General features: G+C 54.9%; 17 protein-coding genes, 4 tRNA genes and 1 CRISPR repeat array. Of the genes, 17 read left to right on the forward strand and 4 right to left on the reverse strand.

All coding sequences use genetic code 11. The features are described from left to right. Positions 1–35: 35 nt before the first annotated feature. From WC421_04665 to WC421_04700, 8 genes are all read left to right on the forward strand, one after another. Positions 36–108: transfer RNA gene (locus WC421_04665), tRNA-Pro, on the forward strand. A gap of 52 nt (positions 109–160) precedes the next feature. After that, positions 161–439, forward strand: a complete 279-nt coding sequence (locus WC421_04670) for an acylphosphatase (protein ID MFA5161520.1) — start codon at positions 161–163, stop codon at positions 437–439. 8 nt (positions 440–447) lie between these two features. Next, positions 448–1,440, forward strand: coding sequence for a sigma-70 family RNA polymerase sigma factor (locus WC421_04675; GenBank protein MFA5161521.1), 993 nt, complete (start codon positions 448–450; stop codon positions 1,438–1,440). Continuing rightward, on the forward strand, positions 1,437–1,958 hold the full coding sequence (locus WC421_04680) for an adenine phosphoribosyltransferase (protein MFA5161522.1): 522 nt from the start codon (positions 1,437–1,439) through the stop codon (positions 1,956–1,958). Before WC421_04675 ends, WC421_04680 begins: the two co-directional genes overlap by 4 nt. Positions 1,959–1,973: 15 nt before the next feature. Continuing rightward, positions 1,974–2,050: transfer RNA gene (locus WC421_04685), tRNA-Arg, on the forward strand. 19 nt (positions 2,051–2,069) lie between these two features. Beyond that, the gene (locus WC421_04690; GenBank protein ID MFA5161523.1) at positions 2,070–2,726 is read left to right on the forward strand and encodes a tetratricopeptide repeat protein; all 657 of its coding nucleotides are present in this window, start codon (positions 2,070–2,072) and stop codon (positions 2,724–2,726) included. A 100-nt stretch (positions 2,727–2,826) separates the two neighbouring features. Next, positions 2,827–4,188, forward strand: coding sequence for an alginate export family protein (locus WC421_04695; GenBank protein MFA5161524.1), 1,362 nt, complete (start codon positions 2,827–2,829; stop codon positions 4,186–4,188). Between the two features lie 67 nt (positions 4,189–4,255). Then, a complete protein-coding gene (locus tag WC421_04700; protein ID MFA5161525.1) occupies positions 4,256–5,578 on the forward strand; it encodes an alginate export family protein in 1,323 nt (440 codons plus the stop codon). A gap of 525 nt (positions 5,579–6,103) precedes the next feature. On the opposite strand, the gene WC421_04705 is transcribed toward WC421_04700, so the two are convergent. Beyond that, positions 6,104–6,177 (reverse strand) — tRNA-Met (locus tag WC421_04705). Between the two features lie 139 nt (positions 6,178–6,316). On the opposite strand from WC421_04705, the gene WC421_04710 reads away from it, so the two are divergent. Both WC421_04710 and WC421_04715 read left to right on the forward strand, forming a co-directional pair. Further along, entirely contained in the window at positions 6,317–7,384 is a 1,068-nt protein-coding gene (locus WC421_04710) for a transposase family protein (protein MFA5161526.1), read from the forward strand. A 908-nt stretch (positions 7,385–8,292) separates the two neighbouring features. Beyond that, positions 8,293–8,736, forward strand: coding sequence for a hypothetical protein (locus WC421_04715; GenBank protein MFA5161527.1), 444 nt, complete (start codon positions 8,293–8,295; stop codon positions 8,734–8,736). A gap of 1,254 nt (positions 8,737–9,990) precedes the next feature. Here the strand turns inward: WC421_04715 and WC421_04720 are convergent. The 3 genes from WC421_04720 to WC421_04730 all read right to left on the reverse strand — a co-directional run bounded on the left by WC421_04720 (position 9,991) and on the right by WC421_04730 (position 11,046). Beyond that, positions 9,991–10,404 (reverse strand): integrase core domain-containing protein, encoded by a 414-nt coding sequence (locus WC421_04720; protein ID MFA5161528.1) that lies wholly within the window; start codon positions 10,402–10,404, stop codon positions 9,991–9,993. Between the two features lie 6 nt (positions 10,405–10,410). Then, the gene (locus WC421_04725; GenBank protein MFA5161529.1) at positions 10,411–10,938 is read right to left on the reverse strand and encodes a DDE-type integrase/transposase/recombinase; all 528 of its coding nucleotides are present in this window, start codon (positions 10,936–10,938) and stop codon (positions 10,411–10,413) included. Between the two features lie 35 nt (positions 10,939–10,973). Next, positions 10,974–11,046, reverse strand: a tRNA-Thr gene (locus tag WC421_04730). Positions 11,047–11,266: 220 nt separating this feature from the next. Here WC421_04730 and WC421_04735 point away from each other — a divergent pair. The 7 genes from WC421_04735 to WC421_04765 all read left to right on the forward strand — a co-directional run bounded on the left by WC421_04735 (position 11,267) and on the right by WC421_04765 (position 18,557). Beyond that, complete coding sequence (locus WC421_04735; protein ID MFA5161530.1) at positions 11,267–11,419, forward strand: hypothetical protein; 153 nt, start codon at positions 11,267–11,269, stop codon at positions 11,417–11,419. 1,218 nt (positions 11,420–12,637) lie between these two features. Continuing rightward, entirely contained in the window at positions 12,638–13,222 is a 585-nt protein-coding gene (locus tag WC421_04740) for a sigma-70 family RNA polymerase sigma factor (GenBank protein MFA5161531.1), read from the forward strand. 63 nt (positions 13,223–13,285) lie between these two features. After that, the gene (locus WC421_04745; GenBank protein ID MFA5161532.1) at positions 13,286–13,576 is read left to right on the forward strand and encodes a hypothetical protein; all 291 of its coding nucleotides are present in this window, start codon (positions 13,286–13,288) and stop codon (positions 13,574–13,576) included. Continuing rightward, positions 13,573–15,228 (forward strand): DEAD/DEAH box helicase, encoded by a 1,656-nt coding sequence (locus WC421_04750; protein MFA5161533.1) that lies wholly within the window; start codon positions 13,573–13,575, stop codon positions 15,226–15,228. Before WC421_04745 ends, WC421_04750 begins: the two co-directional genes overlap by 4 nt. After that, positions 15,225–17,282, forward strand: a complete 2,058-nt coding sequence (locus tag WC421_04755) for a phage/plasmid primase, P4 family (GenBank protein MFA5161534.1) — start codon at positions 15,225–15,227, stop codon at positions 17,280–17,282. Before WC421_04750 ends, WC421_04755 begins: the two co-directional genes overlap by 4 nt. A gap of 385 nt (positions 17,283–17,667) precedes the next feature. Continuing rightward, a complete protein-coding gene (locus WC421_04760) occupies positions 17,668–18,165 on the forward strand; it encodes a phage terminase small subunit P27 family (protein ID MFA5161535.1) in 498 nt (165 codons plus the stop codon). Then, entirely contained in the window at positions 18,162–18,557 is a 396-nt protein-coding gene (locus WC421_04765) for a hypothetical protein (GenBank protein MFA5161536.1), read from the forward strand. Before WC421_04760 ends, WC421_04765 begins: the two co-directional genes overlap by 4 nt. A 298-nt stretch (positions 18,558–18,855) precedes the next feature. Continuing rightward, positions 18,856–19,763: a CRISPR direct-repeat array (repeat unit 36 nt; unit sequence GTGCCAATCCATTAAGGTTTTCTTACTCGGTGGGAC). Positions 19,764–19,854: the final 91 nt, after the last annotated feature.

A 19,854-nucleotide genomic window follows, 5' to 3' on the forward strand; every position in this document is an offset into this window, starting at 1 on the left:
TCCTTGCCGCAAAACTATCGTAGAATATGAAAGCACGGGGCGTAGCGCAGATGGTAGCGCGCACGGTTCGGGACCGTGAGGTCGTGGGTTCGATCCCCACCGCCCCGATGTTTCCCGCCCGAAGATTGCCGTAATTCTTTCCTTTATAGTATTATTTGCCATGCTGGTTTTGCGGAGGCGCTATGTCGCGCGCGGGCTTGTGCAGGGAATAGGCTACCGCTGGTTTGTAAGCGATGCGGCAGACAAGCTCGCTGTAACCGGCTGGGTCCGCAACCTGCCCGACGGCGCGGTGGAGATAGAGGCGCAGTCGGATTCCAAAACGCTGTCCGGGTTCGAGGCGGAACTGCGCTGCGGCCACCCGGCGGCGAAGGTGCGCGCGCTGCAGGCGCAGGAAATGCCGCCCGCTGAGGGCGAGAAAAATTTCAGGATACTAGCATAGGGGTAAATATGACAGCAGACACCACCGATTCAGTGGTCCAGTACTTCAAAAGCATGCACGACGTGATAACCGACGTCAGCCGCGAGGACATGCACGAGCTGTGGCTGCGCGCCAAGCGCGGCGACCGGCGCGCAAAAAAGCGGCTTATGGAGCTGAACATGCGCTTGGTCATCCCCACGGCCAAACGCTACAACCGCCCCGGCACCGACCTGATGGACCTTGTGGAAGAAGGCAATCTGGGCCTGATACACGCGATAGACAAATTTGACCCGGACCGGGGATACCGCTTCTCCACCTACGCCACCTACTGGATAGAACAGTACGTACGCCGCGCGGTTGAGGAGCAGACCGGCACCATCCGCATCCCGCCCCATGCCTGGGAGAGCCTGCGCCAGTGGCTCAAGCGCTGGGACAAAATGCAGCACAAACTGGGCCGCGAACCCACCATGGCCGAAATGGCCAAGGAGATGGGCTGGACCGCGCGCCAGGTGAAAGCCGTCATGGAAGCCGCCGAGGCGGCGCGGGGCGTAGGCTCGCTTGGCGCGGCGATAGACAGTTCCGAGGAAGGCGACATAACGGTGGAAGACACCATCGTGGACGACGAGGCCAACACGCCGGACAACCTGCTTTCCTCGCTGAAAATGCGCGACGAGCTTAACGCCGCCATACTGCAAATCGGCGACAGGGAACGTTCCATACTGGAAATGCGCTATGGCCTCACCGGCAAAAAACCGATGACGCTGGACGAGATAGGCCGGAAACTGCGCCTCTCGCGCGAGCGCGTGCGGCAGATAGAGGAGCGCGCCATACTGCGCCTGCGCCGCGTTACCCAGCGCATGGGCATAGTGGAAAGCGGCGATCTGCGCCGCCCCGCCCCTAACCTGCATCAGGGCAGCCTTGTGATAAAAGGCCCCACCAACGTGCTGGGCCAGCCGGTCGGCAATCATCCGCTCAAGAATCTCATTATAAAGGTGCCGGGGCTCAAGATGGGGACAAAATGAGCGCGGAAGCCATAAAACAACTCGTCCGCGATGTGCCGGATTTCCCCAAAAAGGGAATCACATTCAGGGACATCACCCCGCTGCTGGACAACCATCAGGCATTTGCGGAAACGATGCGCCTGCTGTCCGCCCCGTTCAAGGGGAAGGCAATAACCAAGGTGCTGGGGGTGGAATCGCGCGGATTTCTGCTGTGCGCGCCCGTCGCACTGGAGCTGGGCGCGGGCATTGTCCCGATACGGAAGAAAGGCAAGCTCCCGCGCAAGACCGTCAGCGCCTCGTATGCGCTGGAATACGGCTCCGACACTCTGGAAATGCACGCCGACGCACTGAAGGGGGGGGACAAAATCATCATAGTGGATGATGTCCTGGCAACGGGCGGCACCTGCGCCGCCGTGGCGGAAATGGCACGCGGGCTGGGGGCGCGGGTGGAAGCCGCGGCATTCCTTATAGAACTGGATTTCCTTGGCGGCAGAAGCAAACTCAAGGACATTCCGGTCCATAGTTTGATACACTATTAGCAGCAAGACACCGAGGCCCCCGTAGCTCAACTGGATAGAGCTGCTCCGTCCTAAGGAGAGGGTTGGTGGTTCAAGTCCGCCCGGGGGCGCCATTTTTACTATGGAGACACCATGAGCAAGAAATGGGTAAAAGAAGAGCTTCACCACGGTTTCATGTCGCGCCATGCGGACGCCTGCCTCACCTGGATAGTGCATCACCGCGACCATATGCTGGGCAGCGCGATAGCTGTCGCGGCGGCGGGGCTGCTGGTTGTCTATCTGGCGATGCGCCACAACCGCATTGCCGAGGCGGCGGAACAGAAATTCTTCGTGGCGCAGCAGACTGCGGCGGGAGGGGGAGTGGACGCCGCCATAAAGCAGCTGGACTCGCTGGCGACGGAATACCCGCGCGCGGACGCCGCCTCATACGGCTCCCTGCTGAAGGCCGACCTGCTTTTTGAAACCGGAAGATTCAAGGAAGCGGCGGACACCTTCTCCGCGGTTGAAAAATCCGGCCCGGCGCGACTGACGCCGTTTGCAATGTCGGCGCTGGCGTCTTCAAAACAGGCCATGGGGGACTACATGGGCTCCGTCGCCGAGGCGAACCGCTTTCTGGACAGGTATTCGGACCATTTCCTGGCCCAGCAGGTTTACACCACGCTGGCCGTCTCTCAGGAGCTGGCGGGCAGAAAGGCCGACGCTGAAGCGACCTATAAAAAGCTGGAAGGGCTGTTCCCCGGCAGCTATGGCGCGGAAACCGCCAAAGCCAAATTGACAGCAAAAAAATAAAACGCTAACATTTTGTGTACGCGGATTGGATGCAGCAACGCGCAGTAAGTGTCAACAAGCGGGCCGGTGCCCGCTAAAACTAAGGAGGAGCAAAGCACAGATGAAAAAACTAATGGCAGCAACCTTGGTCGGCGCGCTTATGGCGGTTGCGCTTCCGGCAAAGGCCGAAGTACTCAAGAACTTCAAAACCAGCGGCGAGGTGGCGGTTTCCGGCGTCATGGCGCAGAACGCCCAGACGCTCAGCCCGGTTACCGGCAGCTATAACGATTCCTACCGGAACACGCTGAGCCGCATCATATACGGGATGAGCTTCGACCTGCTTGACGACTTGCATGCAAACCTCACCCTCACCAAGAACGACCGTTACTACGGCGACGCGGCGCAAAACCTGGCCGGCATAGAGAACACCGTCTATGTCCAGGAAGCCAACGTCGTGCTGGACAAGCTGTTCGGCCTTCAGGCCAAAATCGGCCGCCAGTTCTACGGCGACGAAAAAGACATGGTCATCTATTACGGCCCGACGCACGGCACCGAAAAGCTGGACGTCAGCGCCCTGGATGCGATGCGTTTTGACTGGAACACCGACAAAAACGCCCTCCAGGTCGTCTGGGCCAAGGCCGCGCGCGGCACCGTCTACACGGACGGCGACACCGCCATCCTCGGCGCGCGCGACATGTATAAGTTCAACGACATGCTCAATGTCGGCGGCTATGTCTACAACCGGCGCATCGGACAGACACAGGATGTGACGGCTGTTACCGCCCCGAACATGAGCAGCGACAACCTCTATGTGTTCGGCGCCAAAGCCACCGGCAAAGTCAGCGGCGTGGACTATTACGCCGAAGCGGCGGGCAACCTCGGACACAACCACAACGTGGGCAGCATCGGCACCCCCGGCAACGACGCAGATTACAACGGCTACGCCTTTCTGGCGAAAGCCGCCTACAACCTGAAAGTCGACGCCGTCGGCGCCATCAACCCGCGCGCGCAGCTCTTCTACGGCTCGGGCAACCAGGAAGGCACCAACTCCCATGTGACCGACGGGATGAAGAACTCCAACTTCACCGCCATACATCCCGACCTGCGCATGGGCCTCATCTACGGCAACGCGGACGGCGGCAGCTTCAACAGCGCCAATTACGCGCAGCCCGCCTCCCTGGCCAACCGCAATATCATCAACGTCGGTGTTGACTACACGCCCGAAAAACTGGCGAAACTTACCGCCAGCCTGGACTACTTCATGTTCGGCGTGAACACCACCTCCGTTAGCGCCAAGGATCTCGGCACGGAAGCCGACCTCGGCCTTGCCTACAAGTACGCAGAAAACGTCACGCTGGGCCTTACCGGCGGCATTTTCTGGGGCGGCTCGTACTACGGCAAGAAACTCGGGACCGACGGCATCACGCTCAACCCGCAGGCCCCGGCCTACATGGCGATGTCCAACATCACAGTCAAGTTCTAAACCGAAACATCGGCAGAAACAGCCCCCGTGCAAACGGGGGCTGTTTTTTTTGATAGAATTTCAGGCAATGGTACGGAGACTACTGCCGCTGGCTGCGGCCCTTGTTTTATCCGCGGTTATGCCGCTTCGCGCGGCGAAGCTTGACCTGTCGGCAAACGCCTCGCTGGAGGCAGCGTCCTGGGCCAATCTGGATTTCGCCTCGGCGGACCGTTCCAATCGCGCGTATTTCAACCAGAACGCCACACTGGGACTTATACTCAAGGATATACGCTACCGCTCCACCGACCCGGACGCCAAGATGACCATAGGCGTCATATTCGGCGCGGTGGGGTTTAACACGAAGGGCCCGCTGCCGCAGCCTTTTGCCACGATGGCAGATTTCTATCCGAATTCCGATTTCACGCCCTGGCTAAAGGGCGCGTATGTAAACGCCAACGGCCTGTTCGGGCGGGACATCTCGCTTACGGCGGGCCGCCAGCAGTTCAACCTGGCCACCGGCATGACGCTCTCCGACAACGATATAGGCATGCCCGGGTTCAACATCAGATACGACAACGCGCTAACCGAGGGGCTGGCATTCGGCGCCTTCGCCTTCCAGCCCAAGGCCAGCGACACACAGTCCGGCGACATAAACGTGGCGGGCGGGATGGCGCAATACTCGTCGCAGGGGCTGTGGCAGATATACTCCTTCTGTGAGCTGGACCAGCAGACAACCGCCGTGATGTCCACTCCGGTGGACGGCGTAATCCGCAATTTCACCGGCATAAGCTACAGCATGAGGTACAAGCAGCTCAGCTTTGACGCGGAAGCCGCGCTGGAAAAGGGAACCGCCAAAGGCGCCGCCGGGGCGGGCGACATAACATTCAACAGCAACGCGCTGATGTTTGCCGGCAAGTGGAATCAGCCCATGGGCCGTTTCGGAATGGGCGCGGCCAGAATTACCGCGGGCCGCGCCAGCGGCGACGACGGCTCCTCCCCCGGAACCGACAGGGCGTTTTTTCCCTCTTTCGGCAGGCGCTATAATGGCTTTAAGCGGGCGGGTTTCGGCGAAGTGTTCGGCGCGTCGCTCTACGACGCCTTCGGGGGGGACAGTTCCACAAAAACCGGAATGCCGGCGGGGCTTAGCGGCATTCAGGTTATAAGCCTGGGCGCTTCGCTTTCGCCGTTTGCGGGGCTGAATTTTGACGCGGACGTGTTTTTCTTTGAAGCCGCCGCTTCGGCTTCGGGGCAGAAACAGCTGGGCTCGGAATGGGATTTCAAGCTTTACACGCCGATGAGCAGCCACCTGGACATACGGCTGGTCTACGGCGTGTTCAGCCCCGGCGCCGCCTATCCGGCAAACACACCCTCTCCGTCAAAACTCGCCTTTGAAGTCTCCGCAAAATTCTAAGAACCGTCTGCCGGACATCCGCCGCATATTTTTCCGGGACCTTTGGCCATTTTTTCCATATGCGCCTGCTGCTAGCCTGAAAATTTCAGTTGGCCGCGGGATTCGGCAAAAAATAGCTTCATACTGCCTTCACAAAATTATCCTTTCGTGCAGTGAGGAGCGCGCGGATAATTTTGTTCGGCATTATTTCGCACTTTTTCGCCTCGGTCCTCGCGCCAACTGAAACATTCAGGCCAGACTATAGCCATGCGAACCATTGCGCTCGTAACAATTATTCTCGCAACCAAGCCGCGTTCGCGCAATCCGGCTGGGAGGCGGCTATATCGGGTTTTTCTCCGGCGGCGGAGAGCGAGATATTCTTGCATAATTTTCCTTGCATACCGGACGGGTCGGGCTATCCTCGCCGGTCGCCGCCCCGGTTCTCGCTGCCAACTGCAATTTCCGGGATAAGGCGCACACCGCCCACCCCGACATAAAAAGAGCCGCCGGATGATTCCGGCGGCTCTTTCTCTGGTATCTCAGATCTTGCGGGGGCCGGATTTGAACCGGCGATCTCAAGGTTATGGGCCTTGCGGGATACCAAGCTTCCCCACCCCGCAGTATTAGTATAGCATAACCGCCGCGAACTTGCAAAATCCCCGAATCGCGCCAGCTATAATCTAACCATAGGGCAATACATCTTGCCAACCCAAATCGTACCGAAATCGTCGGGGCGTCGCGGTGTTGCAAAATATAGCCATGACGCATGGATTCAAAATGGCATATCTGGACAAAATACGAAACCGTTACCACAAATGCGGCAAACGCGCCAAGAAAGCGATACTCGACGAGTTCTGCCGCGTCTGCGGTTACAGCCGCAAACACGCCATAAACCTGCTCAACAAGCCCGATAGCGGCTCCGATACGCCGCGTCGCAAACGCGGCAGCGGCTATGACCCCATAGCCGATATAGCGCGCAGGATATGGGAATCAGCCGGCTACCCGTGGTCGCTGCGACTCAAGGAAATACTGCGGCTTTGGCTGCCAGCGATACGCAAGCGTTTCAAGTTGTCGGCGAACGATGAACAATTGCTGTTATCCGTCAGTCCCAGAACGCTGGACCGGCTGCTTTCCCCGCATAAACGCAGGTTAAAGCGGCGCCTTTACGGCAGGACCAAGCCCGGCACGCTGCTCAAACACAATATTCCCGTACGCACCGACTTCTGGGATGTCAAAGGCCCCGGTTACCTTGAGCTGGACACGGTTTCGCACAGCGGCGCAAACGCCTGCGGCAACTTTATCTACACGCTCAACGTGACGGATATTTTCACGGGTTGGGTGGAAAGCCGCGCCGTTATGGGCAAAGGCGAACAAGGCATACGCGCCGCGCTGGAGGAAATACTGGCGGCGTTACCGTTCGCAGCGCGCGCCATAGATTCCGACAACGGCGGCGAATTCATAAACCATCATTTGTGGCGTTATTGCTTTGCCAACGGGTTGGAATTCACGCGCTCGCGCCCGTACAAGAAAGACGACAACGCGCATATAGAGCAAAAGAACTGGACGCATGTGCGCAAGCTTATCGGCTGGGACCGCTACGACAGCGAACCGGCGCGCGCGCTTATGAACCGGCTCTATAAAGAGCCGCTGCGGTTGTGGATGAACTTGTTTCAGCCGTCGGTAAAACTGGTGAAGGCCGAGCGGCGCGGCAGCCGGTTGCTGCGCAAGTACGACAAACCGCAAACGCCGCTGGACAGGCTGGCAGCGCACGACAAAAAACTGGGCGAAACGTTGACGGCGCTGAGGGCAAAGCTGGACCCGTTCTAACTGGGCGAAAAGGTCAGCGCGCTGCTTGACGACCTTTACAAGACAGCCAACCGCAAACCGGTGTTGAGCAAGGCCGCCAAAGCGGAAAACGACCTTTTGGAGGAGGCTTTGAGGATAGTCAGGCGCAAACTGGAAACCGAAGGCGGTATTGAGACGGAAAAAGAAAACTCGCACCGACGATTACGGTACGATTCTTATTTGGCTTGACAGGATCCCTACGAGGGGGGGTAATGTACAATTCGTTGTGTAATTTTTGACAAGGCGAGAAGAAGGGGCTATCCTCCGAAGTGATAAGCCAAGGAGGGATAGCCCATGAACAGTATACCCGAAGCAATAGCGGCAAGTAAATATGACAGCGCGGACATTGCGCCGTTTCTTCATTCATTGCGCGAAGAATTCAGCAATGATTATCGGCCCGCGCTGCCACCGCGCTCAAGACGCTGAGGGTTCGCATTGTTTATGAAATGCTTAAACTGGCGAGGGCCTCACCAGTCAAATGCCAGAAGTTTTTCAGGCATACCAGCCGTAACGCGGCAACCCAATGTGCTGTCCTTTTCCCTGTCCGCAGGGTTCACCAGAACAGGTCATATTTCCCGCCTATTACGACTCTCAACATCGGCCCTTACCGCCAGACAGGACTCAAGCATCCGTTGTTGGCGAACATCCAAAGCGCGGCAGGCCGTGCAACAAGTCTGGCGGTTTTGTGAATTATTTTGCAGTTTCGCCATCTATTTTCTCCTAGCAGGCAAGTATCTCAATGCGGCAAAACAGTTTTGCCAACACCTTGGACATATTGAGACATAAAAACAGCCTTATGTTGACATAAAAAAAATTAAGGGCTATCATATACCCGGAGGTGTTGACAAGCTATGGATACTGCAAAGCTGCGCCTGAGACTGCAAAACGGCATGGAATTTGAAGCCGAGGGAGACAGAAATTTTATTCAAACGCAGAAAGAAGCCTTTCTGGAGCTAGCCAAAACAGCGCCTTCCCGGACAGAACAATATCCGGCCAGGCAGCATACCGGAAACACCCAGTGGAATAATCTTATAGACACAAGCGGCGGGATACCGTTTCTGAAAGCCAAACCAGCGCAGCTAACAGCCGCAAACGCCGCGCTTTTGATACTTGCCGCATGGGCAGAAACCATAACCGACAGCCCCATGGAAGCGCTAAAACTGGCCAAAGCCATGAAAAAATCCGGCTACACCAAGGGTCGACTGGACAGAATTTTGGCAGATGAAATAGCACACCGGCTAGCACTATCAGCAGGCACAAAGAGAGCCCGGAACTATACCCTTTCACCGGAAGGCCTTGCCAGAGCAACGGCAATCGCATCAGGCCTGAAATAACCGGAGAAGCACCCCCGAAACACCGAAAAGGCAGCCAGAACCCCATTTGTTCCTATTGTCCCGTAACTTACGATAAGATACATTATGTTAACTTACATGGAACAACGCAATCATGCCCCGACCCATCAACCCATTTCACATAAAGCAGAATTTCGCTTATAGCACAATAAGAATTTCATGTTTTATGATAAGTATTATTAGATTTTCATAATTAGCAATGGGATGAAATGAAATGTTTTGACAATTTTGGCTATAATTTCATGAAATCCATTTTTTTTTAGTTTTGAGAATTTCGCAACAGTACCGCAAACCACCCGACAAAGCAAATTCCGCTTAAAATGCGCCAGGAGCATTTTCACCATGTAACGATATGGTTAGAAATTATCCCGAAATTTGGAATTTTTTAAAATTCCTAAAATGCAGACCCACTAAATGCTGACACCCCAACCCTCACGAAAAACCCATCAAAGGCATTTTGATAGGGCACCCGTGCAATATCATAAAAAGTTGTATTTTCTCAAAAGACTGTTTTGCACTCACAAAACCGCCACAAAACCATATTCCCCGCAACACCACAAAAAAAATTAAGGCATAAAAAAATTGTTTCACAAAAAAACCATCAAAAGCACTTCTGCCCCAAATGTCGCATCTTTCAAAAATTGTCTAATTTATGATTTCACAAAAAACTTCATAAAACAGCGTTAGGGCAATCTGCCGATGAAAACACACTCCATATGTTTGGCTCGATTGGCAAAACGTTTTAAGGAAATACTGTTGCGCACCGCTCTCAAACACCATAAAGCCCAACTTGTGCCAGAAACGCTAAAATATGCCGTTTTTTCCAGTTTTTATGTCCCCCCCTCGGTATAATAGCTCTTCGGCAAAGTAAGCAGGGTTCGGCGCACACACTCTTACTGACCTTTCCCTGTTAGCCTCAATGCCAGGAACTTAAGAGCCGTTTGTATTGGAGGAATAGGCGTTTTGATGTGTTGTATGAAATGGTGAAAGCTGCCCCGATGCGATAATTGTGTTTTCACTGCCCGTCGGACACGGCAATCGCCGATATTGCTGGCGTGGTAAATGTAAAATGGGCAGTTCCGTCTGTCACGACGAGAAATCGGCTTAAGTTCCTGGCATTGCTGTTAGCCTGAATGTTTCAGTTGGATTGCGGAATTCGGCGAAAAATCGCTTCATCCTGCCTTCACAAAATTATCCTTTCGTGCAATACAGTGGTCGGGTTTGTCTAGACCAATTTCAGGCGCTTGTTAAGGTGATGAATTTCTCCCGTCCTGCGAACCTGCTTTCCTCCGTGTTGTGTGTCATCCCGAAATAGACCTCCTCCGGTTTCCTGTACCCCAATCCCTGATGATACCGCGCGGTGTTGTAAAATTCTAAATACCGTGTAAGCCCCTCCTTGTCCTCCGGTATCGTCCGGTAGCCGTTCAAAAATATATCCTCGTACTTCACCAACCGCCACAGCCGCTCGACGAACACATTGTCCAGCGCGCGCCCTCTGCCGTCCATGCTTATCGATATGCCGCGCCGCGTCAGCGCGCCGATAAATTCCGCGCTTGTGAACTGCGCGCCCTGGTCGCTGTTGAATATCTCCGGCGCGCCGTAGCGCCCTAACGCCTCCTCCAGCGCGTCGATGCAAAACCCGCACTCCAAAGTGTTCTAGAGCCGCCAACTCAGCACGAACCGGCTGTGCCAGTCGATAACCGCCGTCAGATACGCGAATCCATGCGCCAGACGGACATATATGATATCCGCGGTCCAGACCTGATTGGGCCGCGTTATCTCAAGGCCGCGCAGCAGGTATGGATATATTCTGTGCGCGGGATTGGGCATGGACAAGTTCCTCGTCGGGAAAATGGCCGTTATCCCCATGCGGCGCAGCAGCGCGCGCGTATGGTCCCGCCCGACGGCATAGCCGCAGCCCTTCAAATGCTCCGTCATCCGGCGCACACCGTAGAACGGGGTGTCGGTATACTGCTCGTCGAGAAGCCGCATCAGCGTAATGTCGCGCGGCTTCGGTTCCGCCGGTTTGTAATGCAGCGTCGACCAGCTTATGCCCAAAAGCCGCGCCTGCTGGCGCATGCTCAGCGGACCGTCGTCGTCAAAGAGCTTTTTGCGCGCCTCTAGCCTGAAAGTTTCAGTTGGCGCGAGGACCGAGGCGAAAAAGCGCAAAATAATGCCGGACAAAATAAATAGATGTGAGCATTTTGATGAACCGGAAAAGCCGAGGATGGGAGTTGAACCCACAACCTACGGTTTACAAAACCGTTGCTCTACCAGTTGAGCTACCTCGGCACAAAACTGCGTTTGTATTGTAGATACTACCATTTTCAACCGGCGCTGGTAAAACTTTCCGCCCCGCCGGTGTCCATATAGGTGTCCATCCAGAGTCCAGCCGCGCCATATTGTCCCGCAAATGGCTGTTGGAGAGGTGCGCGTAGCGTTGCGTCATAACCGGCGTAGAATGCCCCAGGATGCATTGAAGCGCGGGTAAGTTACCTGTGCGCATAATGAAATGGCTGGCGAACGTATGCCGCAAATCGTGAAAACGGAAGCCGCTTATTTCAGCCTTTTGCAGGGCCTTGTCAAAACAGCGACGCAGCGTGATTATCGGAAGGTCAAAGACACGCTCGCTGGTATGCGGCATTTCAGACAGCAGGGCATATAGTTTTTCAATTATCGGGATTTCGCGCGCCTTGCCGGATTTTGTTTCAGTCAGATATATAAGCCGCTGGTTAAAGTCCACATCAAGCCATTTCAGATTCAGGATTTCCCCGCGGCGCATTCCCGTTGTCAGGGCGCAAACTATAATTGGTAATATCCTTGAATCGCAAACCAGCAAGAGTTTGCGTATCTCATGCTCGCTCAAATAGCGGAGCCTGTGCGGATTTTCCTTCTCTAACCGGGCAATGCTGCCGGGGTTTTCACCATGAAACAGTTTCCAGTCCTTCGCCCGGTTGAACACAGCCCGCAAAACCGCATGATACCGGTTGGCGGTTGCCGTGCTGGCGTTTTGCTTGACCGTGTTGCGCATCTCCTGCACCATTAGCGGCGTTATATCCACCAGCCTGCGGTTGCCGAACATGGAGACCAGCTTGGCAAGTCGCAATTTCATGCTGTGGCCGGACTTCTTGTATTTGGCATGCTGCTCCCAAAAAGTGTTTGCCGCCTCCGCAAAAGTAATAGGGATGCTTTTGCGTTCCGGGAAGAATTTCCCTTCGGCGACTTCGGACTTGCGCTTGGCCAGCACATCCTCGGCAAGCCGGTGGCTTGGGCCGACGCGTTCGCGCATACGCTGTCCATTCGCGTAATAGTCAATCCACCACACGTTTTGCCGTCTGAAAATGCCCATGACACACCTTAGATTAACGGTCCATAATCATCAATAGCAGAAAGCTCAAGAAGCAGCGCTTTCCCGCTGGGCGCTAATCCAACGGTCTATCGCGTCTTTCTCGAATCTAAGCGCCCGCCCTATATGCACCACGCATTCCGGCGGGATTTTCTTCATGCATACCATCGTGTACAGGCTTCCTTTCGAGATGCTCAAATATGCCGACAGTTCAACTATATTCAACAGTCGTTTTTCCATATAAGTTTGTCCTCCACTTGTTGCGAACTTCATTGTAAGGTCGCCATCCTATGCCTTCATAGGAGGTTTTCAGCGTATGGCGCGTTTCACGCATAAGGCGACGCCTGTTTCTCTCGGCATAGCTTTTTGCCTCCTGCTCATTCATACGACAATGCGCGGAAAACTGTCGGATGGCACATGATTGCCGACGGGGAACAAACCTCCGTTATTCCTCCGTGATTTAAGAAAGCCGCGTTTAACGCCAAAATAGGGATAGGGCTGAAGACACTTCCGAACCTTGGTTCGGAGGTGGCGACGATGCGTTCTTCAGCCCTGCGGTATGGCGGTGCGTTTGACAATTGGGAGGTGGCGGTAGCCAAAAATGTGGCGCGCGGTTTCCTGGAACAATGGAAGTGTCTTCAGCCCGAAGACTTTGATGACCTGACTCAGGAAGCCCTACTGCATTGGCTGCAAAAAAGAAACAAGTATCGCGCCGACAAAAATTGCAAAAAAACCACTTTCATGGCGCGGGTGGTGAAAAACAAGCTGCGCGATATACTCAAAGCCAGATATGCGCGAAAACGCAGGCCGCAATCCGGGCAGGAACTGCGCCTGTCCCTCCTTGCCTCGGAAGATGAAGACGACAGCGCAGCGCTGGAAAACACCGTCGAAGATATCGCTGCGGCACGGCGGTTAACCGGCATTGAACTCAAGTTGGACATGGCGACAATGACCGGCAAGCTTTCGCCGCGCCAGCGTTTGCTCTGCAAAATGCTTGCGGGCGGGGTATCTATGGCGGAGGCCAGCCGCCATCTCGGCATACCGCGCGCTACGCTCTATGAAGAGCGGGACCGAATACAGTCCATCTTGTTCGCCGAAGGCGTCGGCGATTATGCGAATTAACCGACACTTTGACGCCGCTTGTCGTATGCACTGGGGAAGTCAAACCCTGCAAACGGAGGCGGTATGAAGGATATTTATATTTTCCATCTGGGCAAAGGCGCAGCGCCCGAGTACGCCGAGGCACAGATGATACTTGCCGTGGTGGCGGTGGAGTGTCTGCTGGGCAAGGCCGCTGTGCGCATAGGCGTGCGCTATGCGTTGAACCGCGGCAAGAACGCGATGGTGATTGAATCCACCAACGAGGCTGGCGAGGCGTTGGCGCGGGTATTCACCGGCTTTCTCATCCGCGTTTTCGGAGAGACAGCGTTCAAAGTTGAACATACCAGTATCGCGCCCAAGGCAGGTGCGGCGTGATACTGCGCGAACGACAGAGGACATTTGTTGAGCGCAGCGTCGCGGCCTTGCGGGAACGCGGTAACACGCTGGGCATTGCGCCTACCGGCGCGGGCAAGAGCGTCATGCTTGCGTCTGTCGTCGGCAAGTTGGCGGAGCGGGACGGAGCGCGGGCTTGCGTTTTGGCGCATCGCGATGAAATCACGGCGCAGAACATGGACAAGTTCCGCAGGGTAAATCCGGAAATGGCTGTTTCCGTCGTGGATTCGCGCGGGAAATCATGGTCCGGCAATGCGGTGTTCGCTATGGCACAAACGCTGGTCCGCGAGCGTAACCTTGAACAATTGCCGCCGTTGGATTTGCTGGTCATTGACGAAGCTCATCATGCACGCGCGGAAAGCTACCTGCGAATTATTGAAGCTGCCAAGCGCCGAAATCCAGAACTGATGGTTTATGGCGTTACCGCAACGCCAAATCGCGGCGACGGCAAAAGCCTGCGCGACATCTTTGATAATTGCGCCGACCAGATTACCTTGTCCGAGCTTATCGCATCGGGGCAATTGGTTCGGCCCCGCACCTTCGTCATAGATATCGGTGTACAGGATGGACTGAAACATGTCCGGAGACTAGCCGACGATTACGATATGGCGGAAGTAGAGGCCATCATGGACCATACGCCGCTGACCGAGGCGGTCGTCCGCCACTGGCGCGAGAAAGCCGGTGACCGGCGCACGGTGGTGTTTTGTTCGACAGTGGCGCACGCGACGCATGTAGCGGGAGCGTTTGTCGCGGCGGGCGTGAAAGCCGAATTCATTACCGGCGAAACTTCCGACAATGACCGTGCGCAAATATTCCATCGGCTTGATACCGGCGAAACGCAGGTGCTGGTCAATGTCGCCGTAGCAACGGAAGGCTGGGATTGTCCGCCGGTGTCTTGCGTCGTGCTTCTCAGACCATGTTCGCATAAGAGCGTGATGATTCAGATGATAGGTCGTGGCCTTCGCAAGCTGGAACCTGACCGCTATCCTGGACTGGTAAAGACGGACTGCGTGGTGCTGGATTTCGGGACATCGGCAATCATGCATGGCTCTTTGGAGCAGGCCGTAGACCTTGAAACCGCCGAGCATCTAAAAAACCATGAAGCCCCGATAAAAACTTGTCCCGGTTGCAAAGCAGAAGTTCCGGCGGCAAGCCGTGAATGTCCGTTCTGCGGTTATGAATTCATGGCAAAGGATGAGACCAAGCCTGAACTTGGCGACTTTGCTATGGCGGAGCTGGACCTGCTCAAGCGTTCGCCGTTTAAGTGGTGCAACATCAAAGATGATGGGGCGGCTGTCATTGCCACGGGTTTTGAGGCATGGGGCGGCATATTCCGGCAAGGCGAGCGGTGGTGCGCGCTTGGCGGCATGAACAAAAGCCCGGCAAAGCTGCTCTGTGTCGGTGAAAGGACGGCCTGCCTTGCTTCGGCGGATGACTGGCTCCGTCTTAACGAAACTGAAAATACTGCACATAAATCCCGCCGATGGCTGCATCAGCCACCGACGGAAAAGCAAATATCCCACCTGCCGCAAGATTGCAAAACATTCCCGCAGACGCGCTATGAGGCCGCCTGTCTGCTATCGCACAAATTCAACCGGCAGAGCATTCAGCAAGTTTTGAGGAGGGTATCATGATGCTGGAACGCGCATTGGCTTACGCGGATTTGGGCTGGGCGGTGTTCCCGCTTTTGCCGAACAGCAAAGAGCCGCTTACTAAACATGGTTTCAAGGATGCGAGCAAGGACCCTGCCGTCATAAAACGCTGGTGGATGGAACATCCGTCGGCAAACATCGGCATAGCAACCGGCGTTATCTCGAACCTTGTCATTGTTGATGTGGACGTCAAAAACGGCGCGAAGGGTTTTGAATCGTTGGCAATACTTGGAAAACTGCCGACCACGCTTGCAGTCCAGACACCAAGCGGCGGGCAGCACCTGTACCATGTGGTCCCCGGCCCGCTGCGCTGCCGGATAGGGCTGCTTCCGGGCATAGACATCAAGGCCGATGGCGGTTATGTGGTGGCCCCCGGCTCAACGATAGACGGCAAAGCCTATGAATGGATTGACGCCGAAGCACATTTGGTTATGCTGCCGGATACGATAACCAAACTTATGTCCGCAAAAAAGCCAGCAAAATCGCTCAACACGGGCGAGCCGATTACCGAGGGCAAGCGCAACGATACGTTGGCGAGCATTGCGGGCAGTATGCGGCGGCGCAACAAAGGGCTGGCCGAAATAGTCGCCGAGCTTAAAGATGTAAATGCCAAGCGTTGTCAGCCGCCGTTGCCCGATAGCGAAGTAGAAACCATAGCCAGAAGCATTTGCAATTATTCGGCTGGCGTGGCGGAGCAGGACGAAGACATCCGTCCGCCGGGCTTCACGGATGACGCTTTGGCGCTTGAGTTTACCGAACGCTACGCCGAGGATTGGCGTTATGTGGCTGCTTGGGGTTATTGGCTGCATTGGGACGGAAATTGTTGGCGCAGGGAAAACACGCTCAGGGCTTATGACTTGGCCCGGCTTGTCTGCCGGGGAGCGGCGGCGCGTTGTAACAAAGCAAAGATAGCGGCAAAACTTGCCAGCGCAAACACTGTGGCGGCAGTGGAACGGCTTACCCGCGCGGACAGGCGTCATGCCGCAACCACCGACCAATGGGACCGCGACCCTTGGCTGCTGAACACAAGATCCGGCGTTGCGGATTTGCGCACAGGCCAAACGCGCACGCACGGTCGGCTGGATTATATGACCAAGCTGACCGCCGCAGGCATCGCAGATGAACAGGCGAAACCTGAACGCTGGTTGGCGTTCCTGAACGATGTCACCGACGGCGATACAGAGTTGCAACGTTATCTGGCACGGATGGCGGGTTACGCATTGACAGGCGTAACCACTGATCACGCGCTGTTCTTTCTGTATGGTACCGGCGCGAACGGCAAATCGGTATTTTTGAACACGCTGGCTGCTGTGCTTGGCGATTACGCAACCAACGCGCCGATGGATACTTTCATGGAAACGCGCACGGATAAGCACCCCACCGATTTGGCGGGGCTTCGCGGCGCAAGACTGGTGACTTCCATAGAAGTGGAAAAGGGGCGGCGCTGGGCGGAAGCCAAAATAAAATCGCTGACCGGCGGCGACAAGATATCCGCGCGGTTCATGCGGCAGGATTTCTTTGACTACAAGCCGCAGTTCAAGCTGCTTGTCGCGGGCAACAACAAACCGTCCATCCGCGATGTGGATGAAGCCATGCGACGACGGTTGCATCTTGTGCCGTTCACCGTAACCATCCCTGCCGAGAAGCGTAATCATGCGTTGCCGGAACAGTTGCTTGAGGAATGCGACGGCATCCTGCGTTGGGCTATAGATGGGTGCCTTGAGTGGCAGCGCATCGGGCTTAATCCGCCGCCTTGCGTATTATCCGCCACCGAAGAGTATCTGGAGTCCGAGGATGCTCTGGGCCGCTGGATTGCTGAGGAATGCTTTCAAAATCCTAGGGCAAAAGAAGGAAGCGATGCGCTTTACCAGTCTTGGAAGGCATGGTGCGAAAAGAACGGAGAATACCTTCCTTCGCTGCGCAAGTTCTCGGATGAGCTGCATAAACGCGGGTTCAAGCGGGCGCGCTCGGAACGCCAACGGTTCTTTCAGGGCATAGCGCTAAATGGCACGAAAGTGCAGGAGGACCTGCTATGAAAAAAGCTGGTTTACCAATACAGGCTGACGCACCTGACGCATGCTTACGAAACACCCGTTACGCGCGCGCGTCACGCGCCCGCGCATACGGCCTATATGTAACGCTGCGTCAGCTGCGTCATTGTATTGTGGAAACACTTTGGCACGGGCAAGGCGCCCCCCCGGCATACAAGCAGGAAAACATGGAACATCAGCGCGAATTATCGCATTTGGGGGTAGGCCTATCAAATCCTCCCAGCTTTTCCTCCCAGCTTTTCGATTATAGACCGCGCTAGGCCCACGCGCACGCGCGTGCAAAATTCGCATAGGGGGGTGGGCTTATTACATTCGCCCGCGCGTTCGGGGAACTACGACGGAATAACGCAAATTTAACGGGAGATAGCATATGAGAGGCAGAAAACCAAAGCCCACGGCGTTGAAAATCCTGCACGGCACGCAGAAATGCAGGATTAATTGGCGTGAGCCGAAACCCGTCGGCCCCATCGGTGAGCCGCCGGATTGGCTGGACGATGTTTCTAAGAATTACTGGCGCGGCATAGTGGCTGCGATGGGCAAGACATTCACAGCCGCCGACCGTGGCGCGTTTGAAATGCTCTGCAAATCTTATTCCCGTTGGAAACAGATGGAAAAAGAGCTGGAAGCCAAAGGTACGACTTATTATCCCTTCGGCGTGCGCGAGTTTGTTATCGGCGGTGTAACCAAGCTGGTAGGCGAAACCCGCCCGCGCCCGCAGGTAGCAATCATGCGGCTGTATTACAAGCAATACTGCCAACTGTGCGCCGAGTTCGGCATCACGCCTTCCGCGCGGACAAGGCTTGTCGGCCCCGGTACATTTGTAGGCGAGGACAATATTCAAGACGAACAATTCGGAGAGGACTTATGACAAAACAGGAAATGCAGGAACATTTGAAAACGCTGGGCTTAAAAAAAACCTTCAAGCCCTATGCCGAACCGGAAACCGGCACGTTAATGCTAGCGACAAGACATCCGGCGCAAATCGTGGACGGGCTGTTGCGCGGCATTGAAATCTGCCTGCAGGGCAAACTGTTTCGTGTGTGGACAGCGCGCAAACGGCTGGCGAACACGCTGGCAAAACAGCATAACCTGCGCGTTCGCCTTCTGGACCGCGAGGCAGAGCTGTGGGTTCCGGTAGAACTGGCGGACGCATTATTCTCACGATTTGGTGCAAAAATCAAAAAAGCTTGCTCCATGAGCCAAGAACAACTGCAAGCACATTGCGCTAAAATGCGTTTGGCGCATAAAATCCCTTTGTAGAAAGCACTTTCAGCCCGCCAAATTGCGCGGCAAGGGGTAGATAGCCTAACCGAGAATTGTCTGTCGCAAAGTATGTGTTTATCGCGTAATGTGCGGCAAAGTGCATAACCATTTACAAAGTTATTGGAAGAGCGAAAGCTATTCATGCTTATTCCTCGTCAGAAATGCAGCCATTTTGCCACAGGCAGCTTAGCGAAATTCAGGGCACCCCCCTATGTGAATTATGGACGCGTTTGCGCGTGGGCCGGGGACGGTCTAGAGGCAAAAAGCCCAGAGGAATGATCCCGGCTACGGGCTGTTGCCAATCCATTAAGGTTTTCTTACTCGGTGGGACCAGCTTGGGTACGGATGGTAGTCCCGCTCGTCAAATGTGCCAATCCATTAAGGTTTTCTTACTCGGTGGGACACCAGCGTCGGGGAATCGCCCACGTCAAGGGCGGTGTGCCAATCCATTAAGGTTTTCTTACTCGGTGGGACTCACGGCGTTATTTTTCGCAATTGCGTGGGTTGTAAGTGCCAATCCATTAAGGTTTTCTTACTCGGTGGGACGGGGATAAGCTGCACCTCGGACGGCAGAGCCGAAACGTCGTGCCAATCCATTAAGGTTTTCTTACTCGGTGGGACTTGTTGACGGTATGTTAAGCGAGGCAGCGAGAGTATTGTGCCAATCCATTAAGGTTTTCTTACTCGGTGGGACATATCTTGGGGCCAATTAAACTCAACATATTTTAATACGTGCCAATCCATTAAGGTTTTCTTACTCGGTGGGACTATTATTTTCCGCATTGAGATTTACCAGAGGATAAGTGCCAATCCATTAAGGTTTTCTTACTCGGTGGGACTTCTCGTTGTATTTGTTGAATTCTTTTGGGGAAACCAGTGCCAATCCATTAAGGTTTTCTTACTCGGTGGGACTAGACACAGAAAACGAGGCTATTACCGTCTACATGGGTGCCAATCCATTAAGGTTTTCTTACTCGGTGGGACTAAAAATGTTCTATATGTGACAATAGAAAACGAAAAAGGTGCCAATCCATTAAGGTTTTCTTACTCGGTGGGACTGCGGAACTGGCGTATAGCCGGTATCCGCCTCAAATAGTGCCAATCCATTAAGGTTTTCTTACTCGGTGGGACTTGTCGTATCCCGGACATTTCCAGCAGACGATGTTTGTGCCAATCCATTAAGGTTTTCTTACTCGGTGGGACCGCACTTTTTTTGGTTTTGAAGAGCCCGACGGGCAGGTGTTATCAAAAAGCCCTGTTTGCGAGCACCGCTATCTCCTGCTCTTCAAAAGCT

This window comes from Elusimicrobiales bacterium, assembly GCA_041651175.1.
GTDB lineage: Bacteria > Elusimicrobiota > Elusimicrobia > Elusimicrobiales > Elusimicrobiaceae > JAQTYB01.

Bases quoted from the DNA above. Each gene is read 5' to 3' on its own strand.
- WC421_04760 (MFA5161535.1), top strand. From the start codon at position 17,668: ATGAGAGGCAGAAAACCAAAGCCCACGGCGTTGAAAATCCTGCACGGC.
- WC421_04675 (MFA5161521.1), top strand. From the start codon at position 448: ATGACAGCAGACACCACCGATTCAGTGGTCCAGTACTTCAAAAGCATG.
- WC421_04755 (MFA5161534.1), top strand. From the start codon at position 15,225: ATGATGCTGGAACGCGCATTGGCTTACGCGGATTTGGGCTGGGCGGTG.
- WC421_04745 (MFA5161532.1), top strand. From the start codon at position 13,286: ATGAAGGATATTTATATTTTCCATCTGGGCAAAGGCGCAGCGCCCGAG.
- WC421_04690 (MFA5161523.1), top strand. From the start codon at position 2,070: ATGAGCAAGAAATGGGTAAAAGAAGAGCTTCACCACGGTTTCATGTCG.
- WC421_04765 (MFA5161536.1), top strand. From the start codon at position 18,162: ATGACAAAACAGGAAATGCAGGAACATTTGAAAACGCTGGGCTTAAAA.
- WC421_04715 (MFA5161527.1), top strand. From the start codon at position 8,293: ATGGAATTTGAAGCCGAGGGAGACAGAAATTTTATTCAAACGCAGAAA.
- WC421_04710 (MFA5161526.1), top strand. From the start codon at position 6,317: ATGACGCATGGATTCAAAATGGCATATCTGGACAAAATACGAAACCGT.
- WC421_04700 (MFA5161525.1), top strand. From the start codon at position 4,256: ATGGTACGGAGACTACTGCCGCTGGCTGCGGCCCTTGTTTTATCCGCG.
- WC421_04680 (MFA5161522.1), top strand. From the start codon at position 1,437: ATGAGCGCGGAAGCCATAAAACAACTCGTCCGCGATGTGCCGGATTTC.
- WC421_04695 (MFA5161524.1), top strand. From the start codon at position 2,827: ATGAAAAAACTAATGGCAGCAACCTTGGTCGGCGCGCTTATGGCGGTT.
- WC421_04735 (MFA5161530.1), top strand. From the start codon at position 11,267: ATGGCTGGCGAACGTATGCCGCAAATCGTGAAAACGGAAGCCGCTTAT.
- WC421_04670 (MFA5161520.1), top strand. From the start codon at position 161: ATGCTGGTTTTGCGGAGGCGCTATGTCGCGCGCGGGCTTGTGCAGGGA.
- WC421_04740 (MFA5161531.1), top strand. From the start codon at position 12,638: ATGCGTTCTTCAGCCCTGCGGTATGGCGGTGCGTTTGACAATTGGGAG.